Genomic DNA, 24260 nt, shown 5'->3' on the forward strand with positions numbered 1-24260 from the left:
CTCGGGGTCCCGGTCCCCGTGGTTTTCACATGGTTCGCCCGTGAACGGCCTTGCGGGGCCTAATTGCGGCTGGAGGTTTATTTCCCGACGCTCCGCAGCTGCAAAGCTGCACCTAAATGTAAAAAAAACCCCCGACCAATGGCCGGGGGTTGGGGGAATTAATCAGTTATCAGGCGTGTTGTTCTGCGTGTTTGCCTTCTTTGATCTCTTCGATCAACTTACTGTTGAAGGCGGGCAGGTCTCCCGGGTTGCGGCTGGTCACAAAACCATCGTCCACAACGACCGCCTGGTCTTTCCAGGTAGCGCCTGCATTGATCAGGTCGTCTTTAATCGACTTATAGGAAGTCAGCGTGCGCCCTTTTACGACATCCGCGCTGATCAGGACCTGGGGTCCGTGGCAGATGGCTGCGACGGGCTTCTTCATCTTAAAGAAGTCACGCACAAAGACCAGGGCATCTTCATTAATGCGCAGCAGGTCGGGGTTGATGACGCCTCCGGGCAGTACAAGCGCATGGTAATCGCCGGCTTTTGCCTTGTTGAGGGTTTTGGTCACCTCATAGGAGTTGGACCAGTTTCCGTTGGACCATCCTTTGATGGATCCGGATTCCGGGCTGACTATATCTACCTGGAAGCCTTCTGCTTCCATGGCTTCTTTCGGGGATTTTAATTCGCTTTCTTCAAATCCATTTGTAGCTAAGATCGCTATCTTCTTCATGTTGCGTATGTTTATTGGTTCATCTTTCTGTTCACTAATTAATATAGGCAAACACAGGCGGAATCTCCGTTAAAGTCCTTATAAAATAGGGCGGCGCCCTGTTAAGTTCCTTTAACAATAACCCCACAAAAAAACCCCCGCTCCATTGAACCGGGGGTGTATTTGAAATATAGTATGGACAGGCGCTGACGACTGGCTGGCAAGCCCATCGGGTGGCTGGCAGGAAGCTGGTCCCCGGGAAATCCGGTTCGCCCGGGTTTACCCTTTCGTGGTGGCTGCCAGGTACTCCCGGTTCATCCGCGCGATGTTCTCCAGGGAGATGCCTTTCGGGCACTCCACCTCGCAGGCGCCGGTGTTCGTGCAGTTTCCAAAACCTTCAAGGTCCATCTGCCGGACCATGTTCTGTACGCGTTCGGTAGCTTCTACCCGGCCTTGGGGCAACAGGGCAAACTGGGAAACCTTGGCCGAGGTAAACAGCATGGCACTGGCGTTCTTGCAGGCCGCGACGCAGGCACCGCACCCGATGCAGGTAGCCGCGTTAAAGGATTCATCCGCGTGGTCCTTTTCAATCGGGATCGCATTGGCATCGACTGTATGCCCGGAGGTGTTCACCGAGATATAGCCGCCAGCCTGTTGAATCCGGTCAAATGCCGACCGGTCGATCATCAGGTCCTTGATCACGGGGAATGCCGTGGCGCGGAAGGGTTCGATCACAATGGTGTCCCCGTCGTTGAATTTACGCATATGCAGCTGGCAGGTGGTGATCAGGCGGTCGGGCCCGTGAGGCTCCCCGTTGATCTGCAGGGAGCAGCTGCCGCAAATGCCCTCGCGGCAATCGTGGTCAAAGACCACGGGGTCCTCCCCCTTCTCGATCAGCTCCTGGTTCAGTACGTCCAGCATTTCCAGGAAAGACATGTCGCCCTCGATCCCGCTGATGGGATAGTCGACCATCTTCCCTTTGGAGTTGGCGTTTTTCTGCCTCCAGATTTTCAGCAATAATTTCATATTTCCTTATTTATAGCTTCTTGTTTTCAATTCGATATTCTCGAATACCAGGTCTTCCTTGTGGAGTACGGCATCCTTGGGTTCGCCTTTGTATTCCCAGGCCGAAACGTACTTGAAGTTCTTGTCGTCCCGAAGGGCTTCCCCCTCCGGCGTCTGATATTCCTCCCGGAAATGGCCCCCGCAGGATTCGTTCCGCTGCAGGGCATCCTTGGCGAAAAGCTCGCCCAGCTCCAGGAAATCGGCAACGCGCCCGGCTTTCTCAAGCTCCTGGTTCAGCTCGTCCATGCTGCCGGTTACCCGGACATTTTCGTAGAACTCACTGCGCAGGGCTGCGATCTCCTCGATCGCTTCCTTCAGCTCCTTGGCGTTGCGGGACATGCCGCATTTGTTCCACATGATTTTCCCGAGCTTCTTGTGGTAGTAATCCACGGATTTCGTCCCCTTGGCGTTGAGCAGGCGCTCCAGGCGGGCGCGCACGTCGGCCTCGGCCTTGTCAAAGGCTTCGCTGTCGGTGGGGATGGGGCCCGTGCGGATGTCATTGGCCAGGTAGTCCCCGATGGTGTAGGGCAATACAAAATACCCGTCTGCCAGTCCCTGCATCAGGGCGGAGGCCCCGAGGCGGTTTGCCCCGTGGTCGCTGAAATTCGCTTCCCCCGCGCTGTAGCAGCCCGGGATGGTGGTTTGCAGGTTGTAGTCCACCCAGAGGCCGCCCATGGTGTAATGCACGGCCGGGTAGATCATCATAGGCGTTTTGTAGGGGTTCTCGTCCACGATCTTCTCGTACATCTGGAAGAGGTTCCCGTACTTGGAAGCCACCACTTCCTCCCCGAGTTTGGTGATGGTCTCCGGGTCGGGATCCTTGATGCCGGAGGTGTAGGCCTTTTCTTCCCCGTACCGCTGGATGGCGGAGGCGAAGTCCAGATACACCGCTTCCCCGGTCTTGTTCACTCCGAAGCCGGCGTCGCAGCGCTCCTTGGCGGCGCGTGAGGCCACATCCCTGGGCACCAGGTTCCCGAAGGCCGGATACCGGCGTTCCAGGTAGTAGTCGCGGTCTTCCTCCTTGATCTGAGTCGGTTTGAGTTTGCCGGCGCGGATGGCCTCGGCGTCCTCTTTTTTCTTTGGCACCCAGATGCGCCCGTCGTTCCTCAGGGATTCCGACATAAGCGTCAGCTTGGACTGGTGGTCACCGGATACCGGGATACAGGTCGGGTGGATCTGCGTAAAACAGGGGTTTGCAAAGAAGGCCCCCCGCCGGTGCGCCCGCCAGGCTGCGGTCACGTTGCTGCCCATCGCATTGGTGGAGAGGTAGAAGACGTTGCCGTACCCGCCTGAGGCAAGGACCACTGCGTGGGCCGAATGCCGCTCGATCTTCCCGGTAACCAGGTCGCGGGCTATGATGCCCCGCGCCTTGCCGTCCACCAGCACCAGGTCCAGCATCTCGTGCCTGTTGTGCGGTTTGATCTTGCCCCGGTTGATCTGCCGGTTCATGGCCGCATAGCAGCCCAGCAGCAGTTGCTGCCCCGTTTGTCCCTTGGCGTAGAATGTCCGGGATACCAGGACGCCCCCGAAGGAGCGGTTGTCCAGCAGCCCCCCGTATTCCCGGGCAAAGGGTACCCCCTGGGCCACGCACTGGTCAATGATATTGACGGATTCCTCGGCCAGGCGGTAGACGTTGGCCTCCCGGGAGCGGTAATCGCCCCCTTTGATCGTATCGTAAAACAGGCGGTAGGGGCTGTCCCCGTCGCCCTGGTAGTTCTTGGCGGCATTGATCCCGCCCTGGGCGGCGATGCTGTGCGCGCGCCGGGGGGAGTCCTGGTAACAGAAGGTCTTTACGTTGTACCCGAGTTCGGCCAGGGTGGCAGCCGCCGCCCCGCCCGCCAGGCCGGTACCCACGACGATGATGTCGATGTTCCGCTTGTTGGCCGGGTTGACCAGGTTGATGTCGTTTTTATGCTTGGTCCACTTCTCGGCCAGCGGGCCGGAGGGGACTTTAGAATCCAGGGTTCCCATATTATGAATGCGTTATCGGATTAAGGTGATGGTACAGGGCGATGAAAATAAAGATGAGCGGTACCACGATGGCGTACAATCGGGTGAAGCTGCGGATCGCCGGGCTGTATTTGTTGTTGACCCCCATGGTCTGGAAGGAGGAGGCAAAGCCGTGCCAGAGGTGGAGGGACAGGAGCACGAAGCTGATCACATAGATGACGGTGCGCCAGAAGGGTTCAAATTTTTCCACGGTTTCCGCGTGGTAGCGGGTAGGGTCCTCGGGGTTGGCCTCGATGTATTTGTAGGCCATCTCGTGCACCCAGAAGTCGTAGAAGTGCAGCCCCAGGAAGGCGAGCACCACCAGGCCGGTGATGATCATGTTCCGGGAGACCCAGGGGGCATTGGCCCCTCCCCGGTATTTGACGTACTTGATGTTCCGGGCACGGTTGTTTTTGATTTCCAGGGCGATGCCCATTACAAAATGCACCACGACCCCCGCGATCAGGATGGGTTGCAGGATAAATTGCACCACGGCATTGTACCCCATGAAGTGCGACCATTTATTGAAGGTCTCCGGGCTGATTACCGAGCTGAGGTTGATGGTGGCGTGCTGGGCCAGGAAAAGCACCAAAAAAAGACCCGAGAGCGCCATGACGACCTTCCGGGCTATAGAAGAACTAGCGAATCCGCTCATTGCAGTTGGATTTAGTAAAGCCCTACAAAAATAGCTTACGGGCGGCGTTTTAACAAACTTTGCCCACGGGCCCCAGTCTTTTTTAGAATGGTTATAAAGAAGGGGTTTTCAACTGGTTATTTGCGCGCCTGTCGTCGCATGCGCTTTGGCCCGTACCAGAGCCAGAACCCGGTGATCGTAAACACGAGTAAAGCCACCCCGCTCAGGGAGGTATAAAAGAGTTTGAAGCCCCCGTTTTCGATGCCGAACCAGGTATCCACCATGGATCCGTCGTGCAGCTTTTCGACGATGTCGCTCCGCCGGCGTTCCACGTGCAGCACCTCACCTGTAGCCCCATCTAACTGCAGCCCCCAGAAACCCGTTTCAAAGGTAAATTTGACCACGCCCTTTCCGGGGCGCACGTCTATCCGGTCGATGGAAAAGGGCCCCTCCGGGTTCAGGGAATCCCGATAAAATGCCACGGCCCGGTCCCGTAATTCAGCCATGGGTTTCCATTCGGCCAGGTTGGCACTGCTGCCCGTACGGGTTTTGGCCAGCAGCACGTCCCCCGTGTGCTTTTTCCAGCCCAGGAGCAGGCCGCTTACCGCGATAAAAAAGAAGACCATAAAGAGGAAAGCCCCCGTATACCGGTGGATCTTCCGGAAGACCCGGAGAGTGTTGGCCTGTTTCTGGCGGGACGAGGGGGCAGACATACTGGAAACTTTTGCAAAACGGCAAATATCGGCTAAATTCCTAAATCCCCCATGTCCCGCAACTGCACCTCCAGGGCCCGGGTCGACAGGCGCACTTCCCGTAGCGAGAGCACCAGGGAAAGCATCAGGAAGATCAGCGACAGGCCAAAAATCGCATTGGCCCACAGCCGCAGCTCCACATAGATCAGGAACATGCTGATGGCCGCAAGCAGGAAGCTCGCGATGGAGGTGGTCTGCATTTCCTTGATAATGCGCAGGCGGCGCCTCAGGTAGCCGATCTGCTTCTCGAGGGGGGCGGCGTGGGTTTCCCGGAATTGCCGGTGGAGCTCCCTGATCAGGGCCGCGATGGCCAGGTAACGGGCGTTGTACGCCAGCATGCTCAGGGAGATGGCCGGGAAAAGCAGGGCCGGGATGCTCAGGGTTAGTTCCATAGCGGGTGGGATGAATCGTTAACAGGAAGCGCCTCCCGCAAATTGCGATGCGGTATGCGGTAAAACGTGCCGGGCCTTTGCTGCCTATTCAATCTTGAATTCTTTGGTCACGGTGGTTTTCCCCAGCTGCAGTTCGGCCTGATAGGTGCCTACCGGAAGGTAGGTCTTGCCATCGTCGGCCGTTTTCAGCGGCACCTTGTTTTTCTTGAGGAAATTGCTTTTTCCTTCCTTGCTGAAGGCCAGGTCGTAGGACATGGTGTTCATGCCCGCGTCGGCCGCGAGTTCAGTTTCGCTCACCACGGTACCGTCTGCACTGAGGATGCGCGCCCGCACGGTACCCGCGGATTGGGAAAAAAAGCCGATATCCAGGCCCGGGGTGTTGGGTTTCCCCCAGGTGTACCGCGAATTGCCCCATCGGGACGAATGCCGGATTACCGGCAGGTCAAAGACCACCAGGGGCTCCTGCAGTTTGTCGCTGGTCAGGGTTTGCAACGGGTTGATGTCCGCCATGTAGATACTCCGCCCGTGGGTGCCCACCAGCAGGTGGCCCGCCTCCGGTTGGATCACCAGGTCGTGGACGGCCACATAGGGCATGCCATTCTGCATCAGCTCCCAGGTCTTTCCCCGGTCCAGGCTGGCATACAGCCCGTTGTCCGTCCCCACAAAGAGGAGGTTTTCGTTATCCGGGTCCTCGGCCAGTGCATTGACCGGGGAGGCCGGCAGCCCCCCGGAAAGGGAGGCCCAGGTTTTCCCGTAGTCTTCGCTCACATAGATATAGGGGGTGAAGTCGTCCCAGCGGTAGCCGTTCAGGGTCACGTAGACCCGCTCCTTTTTATGGGCGGAGGCCGTCACCCGGCTTACCCAGAGCTCCTTCGGAAAGCTGTCCGAAATCCGGGTCCAGGAACCGCCTGCATTCCGGCTCACGTGCACCAGGCCGTCGTCGCTGCCCGTGTAGAGCAGGCCGAATTCAAAGGGGGATTCGGAAATGGTGGTCAGGGTGCCGTAGGCCACGTTGCCCTTCTTCCCGCCCCGGGTCAGGTCTTCCGAGATGGCCGTCCAGTCGTCTCCCCGGTTCATGGACCGGTGGAGTTTGTTGCCCCCCAGGTACAGGATGTCCTGGTTGTGGGGGGACAGCAAAATGGGGGTCTGCCAGTTGAAGCGGTAGGGGGATTCCCCCAGGGAATGCTTCGGCTGGATATAGGTGCGGCTGTCCTTGTCCAGGTCCAGGCGATAGTAATTCCCGAACTGGAACCCGGTGTAGACGATGGCGGAATTGCGGCTGTCCACTTCTACCTGCATCCCGTCCCCGCCCAGGATCTCCTTCCAGGGGTATTGCCCCTCCTGGTGCCATCCGTCGGATTCGCCGGCGTTGTAGGGCCCCTTCCAGACCCCGTTGTCCTGCAGGCCGCCATAGACGTTATAGGGCTCTTCATGGTCCACCTCGATGGCGTAGAATTGCCCCACGGCAGGTGAGTTGTTCTTGATCCAGTGGGCGCCGTAATCATAGGTGATGTTGACGCCCCCGTCGTTGCCGTTGATCAGGTGGCCTTCCAGAGCCGGGTCGATCCAGAGGGCGTGGTGGTCCGCGTGGACGTTGTCCCCACCGATGGCCTCAAAGGTTTTCCCCCCGTCCGCGGACCGGATGATCGGCACCCCGGCCAGGTAGATCTGTTCCTTGTCGTAGGGCGCCACGCGGACCTGCCCGAAATAATAGCCGTAGCTGTAAAAAAGGTCGTCGATGTAGCCCTCGTGCGTCTTCTTCCAGGTTTTGCCCCCGTCATCCGAGCCATACACCTGTGCCCCGATCACCGGGGTATCGAAGAGGAGGGAGTTTGCATCTTCCAGGTAGGCCGCCAGGTCGGCGGGCTGCACGGTGCCCACCCGCACCATCTGCTTTACGTTTTCGGCCCGGTACTTTTCCTGGAAGCCATTCGTCTTCAGGAACTCGTCCAGTTTGCCGTTGTCCAGGGCGAGGAAATCGCCGGCTGACATGTTTTCGAAATCCTCCTTGGTAAGCCCCTGCTCCTCGTCATCTTCCAGGTCCTCCTTCGGGCGCCGGTCCTGGTTGTCCAGGACGGCGTAAATGGTATTGTGGTCAAAGGCGGCCAGGCCGATGCGGCCGGCCCCGGGACCCGTTGGGAAGCCCGACCCCGCGCGGGTCATCAGGTTCCAGTTGTCGCCCCCGTCGATGCTTTTGTAGATGCCGGTCCCTGCGCCGCTCCCGTCAAAGTTCCACGCCTTCCGGTCCCGCTGCCAGGAGGCGGCGTAGAGTACTTCGGGCTTGCCCGGGGATGCCACCAGGTCGATTATCCCGGTTTTGGCATCGATAAACAGGGTGCGTTCCCAGGTAGTCCCGCCGTCCGTGGTCTTGTAGATGCCCCGCTGGTCGTTGTCGGAATACAGGTGGCCCGCCACGGCAACCACCACCTCGTCCGGGTTCTCCGGGTGGATCGCGATACGGCCGATATGGTGGGAATCCGGCAGGCCGGCAAACGTCCAGGTTTTCCCTTTATCAGTGGATTTGTACATGCCGATCCCCGCATAGGAGGAACGGGAGGCGTTGTTTTCGCCCGTGCCCACCCAAATGGTACCGGAGGGCCAGTGGACGGCAACGGCCCCGAGGTTCTGGGTAGGGGTATTGTCCATGACGGGGGTGAAACTCGTCCCGTTGTTGGCGGTGTGCCAGAGGCCGCCAGAGGCATAAGCCACATAGAATTCCACGGGGTTCTCCGGGTTAACTGCCAGGTCCACCACCCGCCCGCTCATCACGGTGGGGCCGATATTCTCCAGGCGGAGGTTTTTGAGGCGGGAGTCCTGGGCCATACGGGCCTGCTGCTCCAGGGCCTGTTGTACTTTGGACGCCTCGGTGGCAGGGGTTTGGGCGAATGCCGGAAGGGCCGCCAAAAGGGCGACAAGGGTGCGGAAAAATTTCATTTGACGGGTTGGTTTTGTAACGGTTCGTGTAGGCAATGTGTAGATTTTACACAAAACTATTGCACAGGTGCCTAAAAAATTGTTAATTTATTCTCCTTTTCGGACGAATCTACCAAAAAAGAATGAGTAATGACTGGTTAGCAGTCGTCGGTTCGGGTAGCGGACGGAAAGCAACCGGTTAAAATCCTGCTTCTAATAGCAACTAACCAACCAACCACACCGATGGGGGCTTCAACAGCCCCCTTTTTTTATGCCCGCCCGACCATTTCTTTTCTGTGCCCTTTGTCCCCCGCAGGCCGATTTCCTACCTTTGGAAAAACCCGGGAGCAGCGCCCGGGCAGACGTAAAAAAACACAAGCCAGGATCCTATGAAATACCACCCGATCGAATCCCGCCTCTTTACCAAAAACCGCCAGAAATTCATGGCGCAGATGCGCCCGAAGAGCCTCGCGGTCTTCAACTCCAACGATGTATACCCCATTGGGGCGGACAGCACCATGCCCTTCCGCCAGGCCCCGGACATCTTCTACCTCTCCGGGGTGGACCAGGAGGAATCCATCCTGTTGTTATTCCCGGATGCCATCGACCCGAAACACCGGGAGGTCCTTTTCCTGCGCGAAACCAACGACCACATAGCGGTCTGGGAAGGGGAGAAGCTCAGTAAGGATAGGGCCTTTGCCACCTCCGGCATCAACACGGTCTACTGGCTGCAGGAATTCGACAAGGTGTTCTTTGACCTGATGACCGAGGCGGAGACCATCTATTTCAACACGAACGAACACTACCGCCAGGCCGTGGTGACCGAGACCCGGGAGGACCGTTTTATCAAGGCCACCAAGGCGAAATTCCCGGCCCATAAATTGGCCAAGAGCAACCCCATCCTGCAGGAGATCCGGGGGGTCAAGGAACCCGAGGAGATCGACCTGATGAAAACCGCCTGCGGTATTACCGAAAAGGGCTTCCGCCGGGTGCTGGGCTTTGTCCGGCCAGGCGTCTGGGAATACGAGATCGAGGCGGAATACCTGCACGAGTTTATCCGGAACCGCTCCAAAGGCTTTGCCTATACCCCCATCATCGCCTCGGGCAACAGCGCCAATGTGCTGCACTACGTGGAGAACAACCAGCAGTGCAAAGCGGGGGAGCTCATCCTCATGGACGTGGGGGCAGAATACGCCAACTACTCCAGCGACATGACGCGGACCATCCCCGTCAGCGGCCGGTTTACCGACCGGCAGAAGCAGGTATACAACGCGGTACTCAAGGTTAAAAATGAGGCCACCAAACTACTGGTTCCCGGAACGCTATGGGCGGAATACCACAAGGAGGTGGGCAAGATCATGACCTCCGAGCTCCTGGGCCTGGGCCTGCTGGACAAGGCCGACGTGCAGAATGAAAACCCGGACTGGCCTGCCTACAAAAAGTATTTCATGCACGGCACCAGCCACCATATTGGCCTGGACACCCACGACTACGGGGCCCTGAAAACCCCGATGAAGCCGGACATGGTCTTCACCGTGGAACCGGGCATCTACATCCCCAAAGAGGGCTTCGGCATCCGCCTGGAAGACGACGTGGTCATCCGGGAAAAGGGCGCACCAGTCAACCTGATGGCGGATATCCCAATCGAGGCGGAGGAAATCGAATCCCTGATGAATTCGTGAATTGGAATTAAAAAAACCCCGGCAGCGATGCCGGGGTTTTCCGTGTGTAACTCAAAATACAAACTAGTCTTCAATAAAAAGATAGTTTAGGTTCAGGTCGTTGAAGGCCTTGTTGAAGGCGGTGATTTCCTCGTCGACCATTTTATCAAAGGCGTTGAGCTGGGTTTCGATCTCCCCGCTGAGTTCCTGCTGTACGGCAATATCCTGCTCGGTGGGCGGGAAATCGTCCAGGCTCACCAGGCTGTTCAGGTGGGCCAGCTTGTTAGTCAGCCGGATCGGGAAGTTCAGGGGGTCCTGGTTGCTGCGGTTCTGCGTCTGATAGAGCGCTTTCTCGATTTCCCCGAAGCCCTCCTTCATCTTTTTGGCTTTTTCAACCAGCTCCCTGGTCGCCTCGTTGTCCTTGTATTGCTTCACAAAGGCATCCAGCTGGTCGTTGATCTTGCGGATCTTCTTGATGGACTGGTGCGCCCGGTCCACCGTTTCGTTGATGGCCGTGATAAAGTCGTGTTGCTTTTGCATGTCTGCAACGCTCACCTCCGCCCGCGGGTCCGGCACAATCCGGAATTGCTGGGTCTGGGTTTCCCCGTTTGCGGTCAGGTGCACCTGGTAGCTCCCCGGCACGGCCTTGGCCCCGCTGAGGTTTGCCCACCAGAGGATCATACCGGGCAGCCGCTCGGCCCCTTTGCCTTCGGTATCCCAGACGTGCGTATTGCCGCCCTTTTTCACCTTCAGTTTTTTGTCGTTCTCCGTGGCGTAGGTACTGAAATTGGCCAGCGTATCCCCGGCCATACTGGTATAGGTGACGGCCACGCTGTCCTTTTCACTGAAATCCGACAGGTAGAAGTGGGTAACTACCCCGTTCGGGTGGTTCTGCCCTTCCGTCAGGGAAGGGGTACTGCGGGCACCCCCCTTGGTGCGGTAGGCATCCTTGGGTTTGTAGAGGATGCTGTTTGCAGAGCGCTTGGCATCGTCCAGCTGGTGGAGGACCGTCAGGTCGTCGATGATGTACAGGCTCCGTCCCTGGGTGGCCACAATCAGGTTGTTGTCCTTCAGGGCCAGGTCGGTGACGGGGACCACCGGCAGGTTCAGCTGGAAGGGCTTCCAGGAAGCCCCGTCGTCGAAGGAGATGTACATCCCGGTTTCGGTGCCGGCGTAGAGCAGCCCCTTACGGCCCGGGTCTTCCCGCACCACACGGGTAAAGTGTTCCGCATCGATGCCGCTGGTGATCTCCGTCCAGGTCTTGCCGTAGTCGGTGGTCTTGTACAGGTAGGGCTTAAAGTCCCCCAGCTTGTAGCGGGTGGCCGCCACATAGCAGGTACCCTCGTCAAAATAGGAGGGTTCGATGCTGTTCACCATGCTCCACTCCGGCATGTTGGACGGGGTGACGTTTTCCCAGTTCTGCCCCCCGTCCCGGGAGACGTGGATCAGGCCGTCGTCGCTGCCCACCCAGAGCAACCCTTCGGTGAGCGGGCTCTCGTTGGCGGCGAAGATGGTGCAGTAGTATTCCACCCCGGTGTTGTCCTGGGTGATGGGTCCGCCGCTGGATACCAGCTTGTCCGGGTCGTTACGGGTCAGGTCCGGACTCAGCAGCTCCCAGCTCTGCCCCTCGTCCGTGCTCATGTGCACGTGGTTGGAAAAGGTATAGAGCTTGTCCGGGTCATGGCGGGAAAAGATGATGGGGAAGTTCCACTGGAATCGGTACTTCATCCCTTCGGCCCCGTACCCCATCGGGTTGTCGGGCCAGACGTTGATGGCCCGCACCGTATTGGCGTCGTGGTTGACGCGGGTCAGGAAACCGCCGTAGCTGCCCCCGTAGACAATGTCGTCGTTTTCGGGGTCCACTGCGATGTGGGCAGACTCGCCCCCGGCCGTGGCCTCCCAGTCTTCCTCCCCGATGCCGTATCCGTCCGAACGGTGGCGGATCCGGATGGTGGAATTGTCCTGCTGGGCCGCATAGATGCGGTAGGGGAAGGCGTTGTCCGTGGTCACCCGGTAGAACTGGGCCGTGGGCTGGTTGTAATAGGTGCTCCAGGTAATGCCCCCGTCATAGGAGATCTGGGCGCCCCCGTCATCGCCGATGATCATGCGCATCGGGTCCTCGGGCGCGATCCACAGGTCGTGGTGGTCCCCGTGGGGCGCGTTGAAGTCTTCAAAGGTCTTGCCCCCGTCGGTGGATTTGTGGTAGCTCACATTCATGACATAGACCACATCCTCATCCTGGGAATCGGCATAGACCCGGGTATAGTACCAGGCGCGCTGGCGCAGGCTGCGGTCGTCGTTGATCAGGTTCCAGGTGGCGCCCCCATCCTCGCTGCGGTAGAGGCCGCCCTTCTCCTTGTTTTCCACCATCGCAAAAACGCGCTGGGAATTGACCGGCGAAACAGCTACCCCGATGATTCCCAGGGTGTCTTTCGGGAAGCCTTCGTTTTTGGAAATCTCCGTCCAGGTCTCCCCGGAATCCGTCGATTTCCAGAGGGCCGAACCGTCCCCCCCGCTGCTTAGGCTGTAAGGGGTTCGCTGTACCCGCCAGGTGCTGGCGTACAGGATGCGCGGGTTGGTCGGGTCAAAGGTCAGGTCCACGGCCCCGGTCAGGTCGTTGGCGTAGAGGACCTTGCGCCAACTGGCGCCCCCGTCCGTGCTTTTGTAGACCCCCCGGTCCTGGGTGGGTTTGTAGATGTTGCCCAGCACCGCCGCAAAGACGATGTCCGGGTTTTTAGGGTGTACCCGCAGGCGCGGGATGTGCCGGCTTTTCGGCAGGCCGGCTTCCTTCCAGGTCTTCCCGGCATCCACGGATTTCCAGACGCCGTAGCCGCTGGATACATTCCCGCGGACGGTCTGCTCCCCGCCCCCTACGTAGATCACATTGGGGTCGCTTTCGGCAATTTCCACCGCCCCGATGCTCCCGCCAAAATAGCCGTCTGAGATGTTTTCCCAGGTGCGGCCCCCGTCATCGGTGCGCCAGACCCCGCCGCCGGTGGCGCCGAAGTAAAACAGGTTGGGTTTTCCAGGGACCCCGGTAACGGCCGCGGACCGGCCACCCCGGAAGGGGCCGACCAGCCGGTATTCCAGGGAGGAATACAGGGATTCGGGATAGGAAGTGGTGTTGGATTGGTTGCGGCGTTGCGCCTCGCTGTGCCAGGGTGCCAGGCACAGTAAAAGCAGGAAGAGCCCTGCCTTGAAAAGTGGGTTATTCATTTTGAGTAGTATTCGAATTAGTCAGCCGCTGAAGTTACTAAATGTTTTTTTACCGAACCGCTTCCTTTGGCCGGTGCAAATAAAAAAAGGGGGCGAATGCCCCCGATTTGTTTTCCAGTTCCGCCCTGTTTGTAAGGCGTCCTGGCTTGTTTGTAAGGTGTCCGGACCTAGAAGCGGTAACCGACACCGAGCTGAAACCCTTTGGTTTTCAGGGTTACATCCTCGAAACCTGGTTCCTCTTCGGCAATGTTGGACAAACCGAAATTGTACCGGGCATCCACAAAGAAACCAGCCGGCAATTCGTAGGCCGCGCCCAGGTTCAGGGCAAAGTTGGTAGACTTGAGCCCGTCCGTGCCGCCTTCGGCATCCACCAGGAAGCCGATTTGCGGGCCCGCCTGGATGTTGAAACCTTCCACGAGGTAGTATTTCAGCATCAACGGGACGTTGATAAAGCTCACATCTGCGTTTTTGGCGCCTTCGATGGAATACTGGATTTCGGGTTGGAAATTGAGTTTCTCTGCCACGCCTATATCCACAAAACCGCCCACAAAAATACTGGTAGCACCATCGGGGGAAAGTCCCTCCCCGTCAAATTCGAGTTTCAGGTTGGAGAAGTTGGCCCCGGCCTTGATGCCAAAGGTCAGGTTCTTGTCCTGGGCCTGCAATTGAAAGGCCACCAGGATCAAGCTGAATACAAATAGTTTTTTCATTGTTTATCAGAAAATTGGATTGTTAATAACCGGGGTAAATGTAATCTTAAAAGCGATCCGTTGGTCGGAAAAATTACGGGCCTCCAGGGCATCGAAAAAGCCCCTGAGTATCGGCCTCGAACCGTTGTTTCCGTACCCAACGCCAACCCCCGGAATGCCTGTCCGGTAACCCTTTTCTTCCGGGAAACGGGCCTCAGGCCACAACATTGCCGGGATTTACAACAAAAATCCGGCCCGGCCCCCAGTTCTGGGTTAGTTTTAGGGTATGAGACGAAACCGGATTTTATTCCTCGTCGCAGCCCTGTCCGTTTTCTGGGGGGAATCCCTCCTGGCTCAGGGAAGCCCTCCGGTACCCGCCACTGATTCCTATAACGTGGGGTACGATCTCCCCCTGGATATAGCTGCCGTAAATGGCGTTCTGGCCAACGACACGGACCCGGACCCCGGCACGGTACTGACGGTAAGGACCAACCCGGTAGCCAGCCCGGCCAATGGGACCCTGTCCCTGAACACGGACGGAAGTTTTACCTAATACGCCCAACGCAGGCTATGTGGGCCCGGATGCCTCCAGGGTGCACAACAATGCAGTTCAGACGGGATGCGGGATCCGCATCGGGAGCGGTGCCGGAGGGGGCGTCGGTATCGATGTGCAGGTGCCGGATACCGGCAACATCTTTGGGTTTTCCAGTTTCGCCGCATCCTTCGAATACCGGGACCAGGAAAGTACCGCCGATATCATCACCGCCGGGAATTTCCGCATCTACCATATCTCAGCGGATGTGCTCGGGATCCAGGTAGTTGTGATCGACGGCATTACCGGTACCCCCACTACCCATACCCAGGCCCTTGGCAATTTCCTAACCGGCAGCAACCTCTATGAGGTGGAGTATGACGAACTGACCGGGGACGTCATCTATACGGCCAACGGGACTACGACCACCTATACCGTGGCCCCGCCGAATTCCCCCCTGGACACGTCGGCGGCGGATGACATTACCTATGGCCGCTTTATGGACAATAACGGGTCCTCCCTCCCCTCCCTGTGTTATATCGCCATCCGGGATACCAGCAAACGCTGTGCGACCGGGCTGGTCAACCTCGAGGTTTTCGCATCTATCATCACCAACCGCAAGATCACCTACCGCGTAAACCCGGATTGATCCGGACAGGCCCTTTTTATCTCCACATCCTTTTACCGGGATACCCGTTTATCTCCACACCCTTTTGATTGCCGGCATGTAGTGGCCGGCCGGGAATTCGTACCTTAGGGTTTCCGCATCATGGAAGAAAACAGCAAACTCCAAACCGCCTTTTACGCCGGCCTGTTCCTGGCCATGGCCGGGGTGTTGTTCCCCATCTGGGGGGCGCCCCTGGTGTTGGGGGGCAGTGCCCTGTTGATGGCCACTACCCGAAGGTTCGGCGATCCGCATGCCCGCTGGTACCGAGTGGCCTTCCTGATGATCTGCCTGGGCGTGCTCTCCCTTTGGACGCGATTTATACTTAGCGGCTTTGATGCGGAGGCAGCCCTGGCCAATGGCTGGGGGATGCTGGTGCTTCCCTATCCGCTTGGGTGGTTCCTGATCCTGATCCTGGTGTTCATCCGGTTGTTTATGCGTAAGCGCCCACCCGGACCGGAGGAGTGAGGCTTTAGGAGGCAGAACGCCCCGGCGGACAGCTTCCCAATATTTCGTACATTCCGGAGACCGGAAAACTACCCATCCAACGAATACAAACCCATAAAAACAACCTTTACAAACAACCCATGAAAACCAAGGCACTCCTTCCCTTTGTAATGGCCCTGCTGCTGAGCCTCGGGGCCTGTAAAACCGAACCGAACACGGATGCTGGCATCCAGCCCGCGGTGGCGGAACTTCCCGCATCGGCCGCCTACCAGCCGGCCCGGTTCGAAACCGATGACCGGGCCGAAAAGATCCGGGGCGTTGGCCCCGAGCTGCAGGCCCTGATCGATAAGCGGGCAGAGGAGGCCCATATCCCGGGGATTGCCTACGGGGTAGTGGTCGACGGGGAACTGGTCCTCGCTTCCTCCACCGGGGTCCTGGACCTGGATACCGAACTCCCGGCCACCCCGGCCTCGGCCTTCCGGATCGCCTCCATGACCAAGAGCTTTACGGCCATGGCCATCGTGAAGCTCCGGGACGAGGGCAAGCTCGCCCTGAGCGACCCGGCGGAAAAGTACATCCCGGAAATGGCCGGCCTGGAATACCTGACCAGCGATTCGCCCCCCATCACCATTAAAAACCTGCTGACCATGACGGCCGGCTTCCCGGAGGACAACCCATGGGGCGACCGGCAGCTGGACGAGCCGGTGGAGATGCTCACCGGGTTGATGGAGGCCGGTGTCTCCTTCAGCAACCCCCCATCCTTTGAATTCGAGTATAGCAATACGGGCTATGCGCTCCTGGGCCATATCATCTCCCAGGTTTCCGGCCAGCCCTACCAGGAATACATCCGCGAACAGATCCTGCTGCCCCTGGACATGACCCACACCTACTGGGAGTACGACAGCGTCCCTTCAGACCTGCTGGCCCACGGGTACCGGTGGGAGAACGAGGAGTGGAAACCGGAACCCATCCTCCACGACGGGTCCTACGGGGCCATGGGCGGGCTGATTACCACCATCGAGGATTTCAGCAAGTACGTGAGCTTCCACCTGTCGGCCTGGCCGCCCAGGAGCGGGGAGGACTCCGGCCCGGTCAAAAGGAGCAGCCTGCGGGAGATGCAGCGGCCCCGGTACCCCCGACTCTACCCGGAGGGCAGGGACTGGAACGGGGAGGACTGTGCCGTCATGTCCGGGTACGGTTTTGGCCTGGGGAGCACCACTTACTGCAACGGCCTGCGGCAGGTGACCCACGGGGGAGCCCTGCCCGGCTTCGGCAGCAACTATGTGTTCTTCCCGGATTACGGGGTGGGGCTCATGGCCTTCGGCAACCGGACGTATACCTCGCCCTGGCCGCTGCGGGACATCTACCAGCTCCTCTTTGACCAACTCGACCTCCAACCGCGGAAACTCCCGGTTTCCGATATCCTGCAAACCCGGGCCGCAGAAGTGGCCGAATGGGTCCGCAGCGGCGATCCGGAAACCGAGGCCCGGATCATGGCCGAAAACTTTTTTATGGACGAATCCCGGGAGAACCGCCGGGCCTCCATACAGGAAGCCCTGGACCAGGCGGGGGAAATCGCATCCGTATCGGCCGTGGAACCGGACAACCAGCTCCGGGGCACTTTCCATTTGGAAGCAGCCAATGGCCGGGTGGTGGTATTCTTCACCCTGACCCCGGAAAAGGACCCGAAGGTCCAGCAACTCGACGTCCGCTTCGAACCCGGGGAGGCGGATTGACAAGGGAAGACCTGAACATGGAAAACCTGAACGAGGAAAACCCGAATGCGGAAAACCAGAACAGAATCCCTTCAATAACCCATCCCATGAAACACCTATCCTTTTTACCCGCATGCCTGATCCCGATCCTGGCCATGGCGCTGGCGCTACATTCCTGTTCGGAAACCGAGACCCCGCCGGGCACGGCCGTACTTTACCGCACCACCCTGGACCAGCAGCACCTGTTGACCCCGGATACCCTCGGGGTCAACTGGGCAACAGCCGGTGAAGCAGCCTCTGCCGGGGCCGACGCATCCGCCATCCCCCTGTCTATTGATACTGCCCAAACCCTGCAAACCATGGACGGGTTCGGCTTTACGCTCACCGGGGGCAGCGCCCTGAACCTGCAGCGGATGAGCGACGGGGCAAGGGCAGCCCTCCTGCAGGAGCTCTTCGGCAACGGCCCGGGGGACATCGGCATCAGCTACCTGCGCCTGAGCGTGGGGGCGTCCGACCTGGACGAATACCCCTGGTCCTACGACGATTTGCGGGCAGGGGAAACGGACCCGGAACTCGCCCGTTTTTCCCTGGGGTACGACACGCTCTACCTGATCCCCACCCTGAAGGAGATCCTGGAGATCCAACCGGAAATTGCGCTCATGGGATCGCCCTGGTCGCCCCCGGCCTGGATGAAGGACAACCGGGACACCCGGGGCGGCAGCCTGCTGCCGGAATACTACCCGGCCTATGCGCAGTATTTTGTAAAATACATACAGGGGATGGCCCGGGAAGGCATCCGGATTGATGCGGTCACCGTACAGAACGAACCCCTCCACCCGGGGAACAACCCAAGCCTGTACATGCCAGCCGAGGCCCAGGCGGAGTTTATCGCCAACCACCTGGGACCAGCTTTCCAGGAGGCGGGCATCAACACGAAAATCGTCATTTACGACCACAATGCGGACAAGCCGGAATACCCGATTTCCATCCTCGACAACCCGGAGGCAGCCCAATATATCGACGGGTCGGCCTTCCACCTCTACGGGGGGACCATCGACGCGCTGAGCGAAGTCCACGAAAAGCACCCGGACAAGCACCTGTACTTTACGGAGCAGTGGATCGGGGCCCCGGGGAATTTTGCAGAGAACTTTGCCTGGCATACCGAAAACCTGATGATCGGCGCGCCCAACAACTGGGCCAAAGCCGTCCTCCAGTGGAACCTGGCCGCCGACGAGAACCAGGACCCCCATACGGACCGGGGCGGCTGCGACCGCTGCCTGGGCGGGGTGACCCTGCAGGGGGACACCGTTACCCGCAACCCGGCCTATTACATCGTCGCCCAGAATTCGAAATTCATACCGCCGGGGTCCTTGCGCCTGGGCTCCGGGCAGGTGGAAGGTATCAACCATGTGGCCTACCGCACCCCGGAAGGGGACCTGGTGGTAGTGGTCCAGAACCCGGGGGAAGCCTCGCAAAGCCTTCGGGTGACCAACGGGGCCGTGCAACTCGCCTTTGACCTGGCCCCCGGGGAGGTGGGGACCCTGGTTTACCGGAAATAGCCGGGGCGCATGCCCCCGCATATTCGTACCTTTGAGGACGCACCCAAAACCATGGCAAAAAAGCGCAACTTACCCGCAGTCCAACAGGCCCCGACCCTGGAGCCCGCGGACCTGCGTATCCTGGAGTCGGCCAAAAAGCGGATGGAAAACATCGGCTGGGCCATGGAGGGGCTCAACCAGCTGGGCCGGTCCATCGACAAGCAGGTGGCCCGCCTTTCGGAAGGCCAGCAAAAGCAATTGAAGCAAATCAGCTACAATGTGCTTCAGAAGGTGGTATCCTCCAACCTGAAGAGCATGGACCCCGACAAGAAGAATCCCGCAAACCTCAATACCGCCTACCAGGCCATGGCCTCCCTTTCCGGGGCCATCGGGGGCGCCTTTGGTTTTATCGCCTTTGCGGGGGATATGGCCCTGACCACCAAGCTGATGATGCGCTCCATCATGGACATTGCGCGCAGCGAGGGGGAGGACCTCAGGGAACTCGATACGCAGCTCGCCTGCCTGCAGGTATTTGCCCTGGGCGGGAAATCCAAACACGACGACAACCTGGATACGGGGTATTACGCTTTGCGTATGTCCATCCGATCGGCCCTGAGGGGGGTGGCCAATCCCCTGGCCAAGGCCATCGGGCAGATAGCCGGCCGCTTCAGTGTGCAGGTGACGGAGAAGTTCGCCGCCCAGGCCGTGCCGGTGATCGGCGCCTTCGGGGGGGCAGCTATTAACACGGCCTTTATCACCCACTTCCAGAACATGGCGGAGGCGCATTTTTCCGTTAGGCGCCTGGAGCGCAAATACGGGATGGAAGCGGTGGAGGCGGCATACCACAAAATAGGGGATGAGCCGTTGGAGGAGTGAATTAGGGCATAAGCACTTTTCCATCCATTTCATTTTTCTTTTAATCACCTGATTTCATTATATTTATGAGTGCTTTTGCCGGAATCTACCCCCCGGATTTCCCGGCATCCAACCTGCTCGCCATACGTTCCCATTCAGGCAGGGCGAAACCAGATTACGGTAATTAACATCGCTTGAAATGATACGTTTAAAACTCCTCCTGAAGGGCTCTTTTCTGCCCATAGTCCTTTGTGCAGCCGCACTTACCGGATGTGCCGACCAGGAAACCCAACCTGAACACTTTTCGGCCAACATTGCAATAACCTGGAATGCCCGGATCATTGAGTTGGCCGTTGAAACTGACGGACTCTTAACGCTCAATGGTGTGCGCACCGAGGCCATGGCGTTTGCTGCGGCGCATAATGCGCTGAATGCCATTGTTCCCGTTTATGAATCCTATGACTATTCCGGAACTGCGCCGGATGCGAATCCCACGGCTGCAGTGGCCCAGGCCCTGTTCGAGGTGACAGTTGTCAATTTTCCAGATCACCGCCAGGAAATCCAGGGATGGCTGTATGAAGCACTGGATACCATTCCGAAAGGGGATGCCCGGGAATCGGGAATCCAGCTTGGAAAGGAAACTTCGCAAGCCCTTTTAGATAAACGCCGGGCCGACGGTTGGGACGGGGAAGCGGAATATACCTGGCACCCGATGGCGCCCGGGGTCTATGCAGAATTCAACGAGCATAGCGGAACCCCCGAGGGGTTTGTATTCGGGGCCGGCTGGGCCAAAGCCCGCCCCTTCCTGTTGGAATCCCCGGACCAGTTCCGTGCGCCACCTCCCCCAGAAATTTCTTCAGACGCCTATACGGAAGCCTATAATGAGGTTAAATCCGTAGGCAGTGCAGCCAGCACAAACCGGACGGACGACCAAACCCATCTGGCCATGTGGTGGAAGGATTTTGTGGAAAACTCCCATAACCGTTTGGCCCGGAAGCTCGTGGTACGGGAAGGCCTTAACCTGTGGCAAACGGTACGATGTATGGCCCTGTTGAACATGACCATCTACGATGCTTACGTAAACATTTTCGACAACAAATTCCACTACAATCACTGGCGGCCTTATACAGCAATCCGCTGGGCAGCAAACGACGAAAACCCCGACACAGAGCCCGACCCGGAATGGAACAACCTGCACAGGCATACCTATGCCTTTCCTTCATACCCGTCTGCCCACGGATCGGCTAGTTCCGCGGCCATGAGGGTACTTTCCGCGACACTGGGTACGGGTGATACCTATTCGTTTACCATGGAAACCACGGAGGTGGACAGTGCCGGCCCGTTTTCGGGAAAGATGCGCATGGACCCGCCTGTGCGATCCTTCGATTCATTTACCGAGGCGGGACTGGAAGCGGCAATGTCGCGCGTATACCTTGGGATCCATTTCAGGTATGATTCTGAAGAAGGCCACCGGTTGGGCAATCGCATCGGGGACTATGCGGTTCAAAACTTCCTTGCACCTTTGCCGCGTTGACTGGCTCTGCGCGACCCGATTCCTTATCTTAGGGCAGCTAACACCGCTGTCCATGACCCATCTTTTTACCCATCGATCCCCTGTTTCCGCCTTGTTCTTTTCCGTATTTTTCTGTCTGATGATCCATCCCTTACAAAGCCAGCAACGCCTGCGCGACCACGGCATTGAGCTGGGCGTGCTGCGCCCCGGGAAGCTGAACGCCATCACGGATGTACCCGGCGTCGCCGTGGGGCATACCACCCTCATAGAGGGTGATGCCATCCGTACGGGCGTCACCGCCATCCTCCCGCACGGGGGAAACCTTTTCCAGCAGAAAGTGCCGGCTGCCATCTATATCGGCAACGGCTTTGGCAAGCTGGCCGGCTATTCCCAGGTGGAGGAGTTGGGCAATATCGAAACCCCCATTGTGCTCACCAATACGCTGAGCGTACCCACGGCCATGGACGCCCTTATTTCCTATACCCTGGAGCAGGCCGGCAACGAGGAGGTGCGGTCCGTCAACGCGGTGGTGGGGGAGACCAACGACGGCTACCTGAACGATATTCGCGGGCGGCATGTGCAACCGGCCCATGTGCTGGAGGCCATCCGCAATGCAACCAGCGGCCCGGTGCCCGAGGGCAATGTGGGGGCAGGGACCGGTACCATGGCCTTTGGCTACAAGGGCGGGATCGGGACGGCCTCCCGGGTGCTGCCCGGCGCCTACAATGGCTATACGGTTGGGGTGCTGGTGCAGTCCAACTTTGGGGGTGTGCTCACCCTGAACGGTAAAAACCTGGGGAAAGCCCTGGGAAAGGTGCCCGTGCGCTATTCGGATACGGACGGCTCCTGCATGATGGTGGTGCTGACGGATGCCCCCCTGGATGCGCGTAACTTGAAGCGCCTGGCCAAACGCTGCATGCTGGGCCTCGCCCGCACGGGCGGCATCGCCTCCAACGGCAGCGGGGATTATGTGATTGCCGTTTCCACGGCCGCATCGAACCGCATCCCTTACACCCCGGAAGGTATGGTCGTTGAGGTGGCCACCGTATCCAACGATTTTATGTCGCCCCTGTTCCTGGCGGCCATCGAGGCTACGGAGGAAGCCATCTGGAATTCCCTTTTTATGGCAGAAACCCTGGAAGGACGGGACGGGCACCGGGCAGAGGCGCTGCCGGTGGAAAAGGTTCTGGAGCTTTTACAGAATTAAGGGGCTGCCGGATCAGGGCCGTTCCCGGTTCCGGACGGCCGCCAGTTGCAGGGCCGCAAATGCATTGAGGATACCCCCTGACCGCGATAGGCGGGAGAAGGGGACCAGTTCCCGTTCTGCCTGCTCATCCTTCTGGGGCAGGTAGACCTCCGCATCGATCCGCGTGGCGGAAGCCAGCAGGATGTCCTTGATTTCCGCCGCGCTGAAATCCGGATAATACGACCACACCAAGGCAGCCACCCGGGCCACCAAAGGGGCGGCAAAGGACGTGCCCTGCTTAAAGGCACGGGTGTTGCCGGTTTGCGCAGTGTAGATGAGGTCCCCGGGGGCGAACAGGTCCACGTTCCGCTGGCCGTAGCTGCTGAAACGGGCTACCAGCGAACGGCCCCGGCGGGGGGCCAGGGCACCCACGGTGATAAAGGACCGGGTAAATTCCCCATCCCGGGTGTAATCCAGGGGATAGTAATCCACGGCATCCAGGTCGTCCGCCAGGTTCCCGGCGGAGTGCACCAGCAGGACATCCCGCTCGGAGGCATAGCGGATGGCATCGGCCACCCACTCCGGGTAGAGCGACTGCCGCTTCCCCCAGCTCATGTTGATGATTCTGGCCCCGTTGTCCACTGCATAGCGGATGGCCAGGGCCACGTCCTTGTCGTGTTCGTCCCCCTCGGCCACCATGACCACCGGCATGATGCGGATGGGGTTGGCGATCCCCTGCACCCCTAGACCTTGGTCCCGCCGGGCGGCCAGCACCCCTGCCACCCCTATGGCGTGTTCAAAAGGGACCCGGCCCCGGACCATCGGATTGCCGTAGCGGCGGTCAAAGAAGTCGTCCGGCCGGTCGCCGATGATGGCGCGTTCGTCGTAATCCGGGTTGTAAAAATACCGGTTCTGGATGGAGTCGGTCTCCCGGTTGGTTTGGATCAGGGAATCCGACAGGTTATAGCGGAGGATGAAGTCCCGGAAATGGTCGATGGGCCCCTCGAGGCCCGGCTGGAGTTCCGCCAGGCTGTCCAGGGAGGCCCGGTTACGCAGGCGTTTCCCCAACAGGGGTTCCAGGATCCTTCTGGCATCCCGGTAGCTTCCGTAAATGGAATCCAGCAACCGGAAATTATGCCTGAAGAAGGACGAGTCTTCCCGATAGGCTGCGGCATATTTCCGCAAGGTGGCCAGTCGCCGGGGGTCGGAGTGACCCAGGGCTGCCGTGTCGGCCAATGCCAGCAGCCGGGCCGCCCGGGCGGTTTCGCGCAGCTGGTAATGCACGTCTTCCCCGTCGGAATTCCCCAGGAAATTCCAGCCGTGCACATCGTCTGTGTAGCCATTGCCGTCATCGTCCAGGCCGTTGCCGGGGATTTCCCCCGGGTGGGTCCAGAGGTTGTCGCGGATATCCTCGTGGTTGACGTCTATTTTGGTGTCGAGGATGGCCACCACCACTTCTTTGCCCTCCTGCCTGCCCCGGTTTTCGCGGAGCCAGGTGTATGCCTTGTCCAGGCTGATGCCGGGCAGGCTGTCCCGCTGCCAATCCGCATGGTGCCACCCCCGGGCCGACCGGCGCACAGGTTGGCCGGGGGCCTGCCGGTTGGGTGAATACCCATCGGTGGCTTGCCTGCCTGAAGGCTGGGCAAACATCCCGACAGTGGCAAAAACAAAAAAGAGGAGCAGCAATTTTTTAAGCATAACCGAAACCAACAGCATCACTTAAAGATACGCATTCGGGTACAAACGGGAACGTGTCGCATCGACCCTGCGGAAGTCAAAAAGAAAAAACCTTTTTGTACCTTATG

At 59.0% G+C, this 24260-nt stretch carries 19 protein-coding genes; 9 read left to right on the plus strand and 10 right to left on the minus strand.

All coding sequences use genetic code 11. From position 1 onward, the window contains the following. Positions 1-169: 169 nt before the first annotated feature. The 7 genes from H7F20_RS03000 to H7F20_RS03030 form a co-directional block, all read right to left on the minus strand. On the minus strand, positions 170-715 hold the full coding sequence (locus tag H7F20_RS03000) for a type 1 glutamine amidotransferase domain-containing protein (RefSeq protein ID WP_185784649.1): 546 nt from the start codon (positions 713-715) through the stop codon (positions 170-172). 258 nt (positions 716-973) lie between these two features. Continuing rightward, positions 974-1720: a succinate dehydrogenase/fumarate reductase iron-sulfur subunit gene (locus tag H7F20_RS03005; protein WP_185784650.1), complete on the minus strand. Its 747-nt coding sequence runs from the start codon at positions 1718-1720 to the stop codon at positions 974-976. Between the two features lie 6 nt (positions 1721-1726). Further along, entirely contained in the window at positions 1727-3730 is a 2004-nt protein-coding gene (locus H7F20_RS03010) for a fumarate reductase/succinate dehydrogenase flavoprotein subunit (protein WP_185784651.1), read from the minus strand. A gap of 1 nt (position 3731) precedes the next feature. Then, complete coding sequence (locus H7F20_RS03015) at positions 3732-4403, minus strand: succinate dehydrogenase cytochrome b subunit (protein WP_185784652.1); 672 nt, start codon at positions 4401-4403, stop codon at positions 3732-3734. Positions 4404-4519: 116 nt separating this feature from the next. Continuing rightward, a complete protein-coding gene (locus H7F20_RS03020; protein WP_185784653.1) occupies positions 4520-5095 on the minus strand; it encodes a PepSY-associated TM helix domain-containing protein in 576 nt (191 codons plus the stop codon). A 32-nt stretch (positions 5096-5127) separates the two neighbouring features. Further along, the gene (locus H7F20_RS03025; RefSeq protein ID WP_185784654.1) at positions 5128-5526 is read right to left on the minus strand and encodes a DUF2721 domain-containing protein; all 399 of its coding nucleotides are present in this window, start codon (positions 5524-5526) and stop codon (positions 5128-5130) included. An 84-nt stretch (positions 5527-5610) separates the two neighbouring features. After that, entirely contained in the window at positions 5611-8460 is a 2850-nt protein-coding gene (locus tag H7F20_RS03030; RefSeq protein ID WP_185784655.1) for a glycosyl hydrolase, read from the minus strand. Positions 8461-8828: 368 nt separating this feature from the next. Between H7F20_RS03030 and H7F20_RS03035 the strand changes: the two genes are divergently transcribed. Further along, positions 8829-10121 carry an aminopeptidase P N-terminal domain-containing protein gene (locus H7F20_RS03035; RefSeq protein ID WP_185784656.1) on the plus strand — a complete coding sequence of 431 codons (1293 nt, stop codon included), beginning with the start codon at positions 8829-8831 and terminating at the stop codon, positions 10119-10121. A gap of 63 nt (positions 10122-10184) precedes the next feature. Here H7F20_RS03035 and H7F20_RS03040 read toward each other — a convergent pair whose 3' ends face one another. Both H7F20_RS03040 and H7F20_RS03045 read right to left on the minus strand, forming a co-directional pair. After that, positions 10185-13316 carry a glycosyl hydrolase gene (locus H7F20_RS03040; protein ID WP_185784657.1) on the minus strand — a complete coding sequence of 1044 codons (3132 nt, stop codon included), beginning with the start codon at positions 13314-13316 and terminating at the stop codon, positions 10185-10187. A gap of 167 nt (positions 13317-13483) precedes the next feature. After that, complete coding sequence (locus H7F20_RS03045; protein WP_185784658.1) at positions 13484-14026, minus strand: porin family protein; 543 nt, start codon at positions 14024-14026, stop codon at positions 13484-13486. Positions 14027-14291: 265 nt separating this feature from the next. Here H7F20_RS03045 and H7F20_RS03050 point away from each other — a divergent pair, with 265 nt between their 5' ends. From H7F20_RS03050 to H7F20_RS03085, 8 genes are all read left to right on the plus strand, one after another. Further along, positions 14292-14558 (plus strand): Ig-like domain-containing protein, encoded by a 267-nt coding sequence (locus tag H7F20_RS03050; protein ID WP_185784659.1) that lies wholly within the window; start codon positions 14292-14294, stop codon positions 14556-14558. Between the two features lie 19 nt (positions 14559-14577). After that, positions 14578-15186 carry a hypothetical protein gene (locus tag H7F20_RS03055; RefSeq protein ID WP_185784660.1) on the plus strand — a complete coding sequence of 203 codons (609 nt, stop codon included), beginning with the start codon at positions 14578-14580 and terminating at the stop codon, positions 15184-15186. Between the two features lie 120 nt (positions 15187-15306). Further along, the gene (locus H7F20_RS03060; protein WP_185784661.1) at positions 15307-15669 is read left to right on the plus strand and encodes a hypothetical protein; all 363 of its coding nucleotides are present in this window, start codon (positions 15307-15309) and stop codon (positions 15667-15669) included. A gap of 119 nt (positions 15670-15788) precedes the next feature. Continuing rightward, positions 15789-17384, plus strand: a complete 1596-nt coding sequence (locus tag H7F20_RS03065; protein WP_185784662.1) for a serine hydrolase — start codon at positions 15789-15791, stop codon at positions 17382-17384. Next, positions 17381-18922, plus strand: a complete 1542-nt coding sequence (locus H7F20_RS03070) for a glycoside hydrolase family 30 beta sandwich domain-containing protein (RefSeq protein ID WP_255443964.1) — start codon at positions 17381-17383, stop codon at positions 18920-18922. Before H7F20_RS03065 ends, H7F20_RS03070 begins: the two co-directional genes overlap by 4 nt. Positions 18923-18931: 9 nt before the next feature. Continuing rightward, a complete protein-coding gene (locus H7F20_RS03075; protein ID WP_255443965.1) occupies positions 18932-19777 on the plus strand; it encodes an EcsC family protein in 846 nt (281 codons plus the stop codon). A gap of 178 nt (positions 19778-19955) precedes the next feature. Then, complete coding sequence (locus H7F20_RS03080) at positions 19956-21290, plus strand: vanadium-dependent haloperoxidase (RefSeq protein WP_185784663.1); 1335 nt, start codon at positions 19956-19958, stop codon at positions 21288-21290. 118 nt (positions 21291-21408) lie between these two features. After that, complete coding sequence (locus tag H7F20_RS03085) at positions 21409-22476, plus strand: P1 family peptidase (RefSeq protein ID WP_185784664.1); 1068 nt, start codon at positions 21409-21411, stop codon at positions 22474-22476. Positions 22477-22488: 12 nt separating this feature from the next. Here the strand turns inward: H7F20_RS03085 and H7F20_RS03090 are convergent, their stop codons facing one another. After that, positions 22489-24153, minus strand: a complete 1665-nt coding sequence (locus H7F20_RS03090) for a S8 family serine peptidase (protein ID WP_185784665.1) — start codon at positions 24151-24153, stop codon at positions 22489-22491. Positions 24154-24260: the final 107 nt, after the last annotated feature.

It is taken from the genome of Robiginitalea sp. SC105 (assembly GCF_014243345.1).
Lineage (GTDB): Bacteria > Bacteroidota > Bacteroidia > Flavobacteriales > Flavobacteriaceae > Robiginitalea.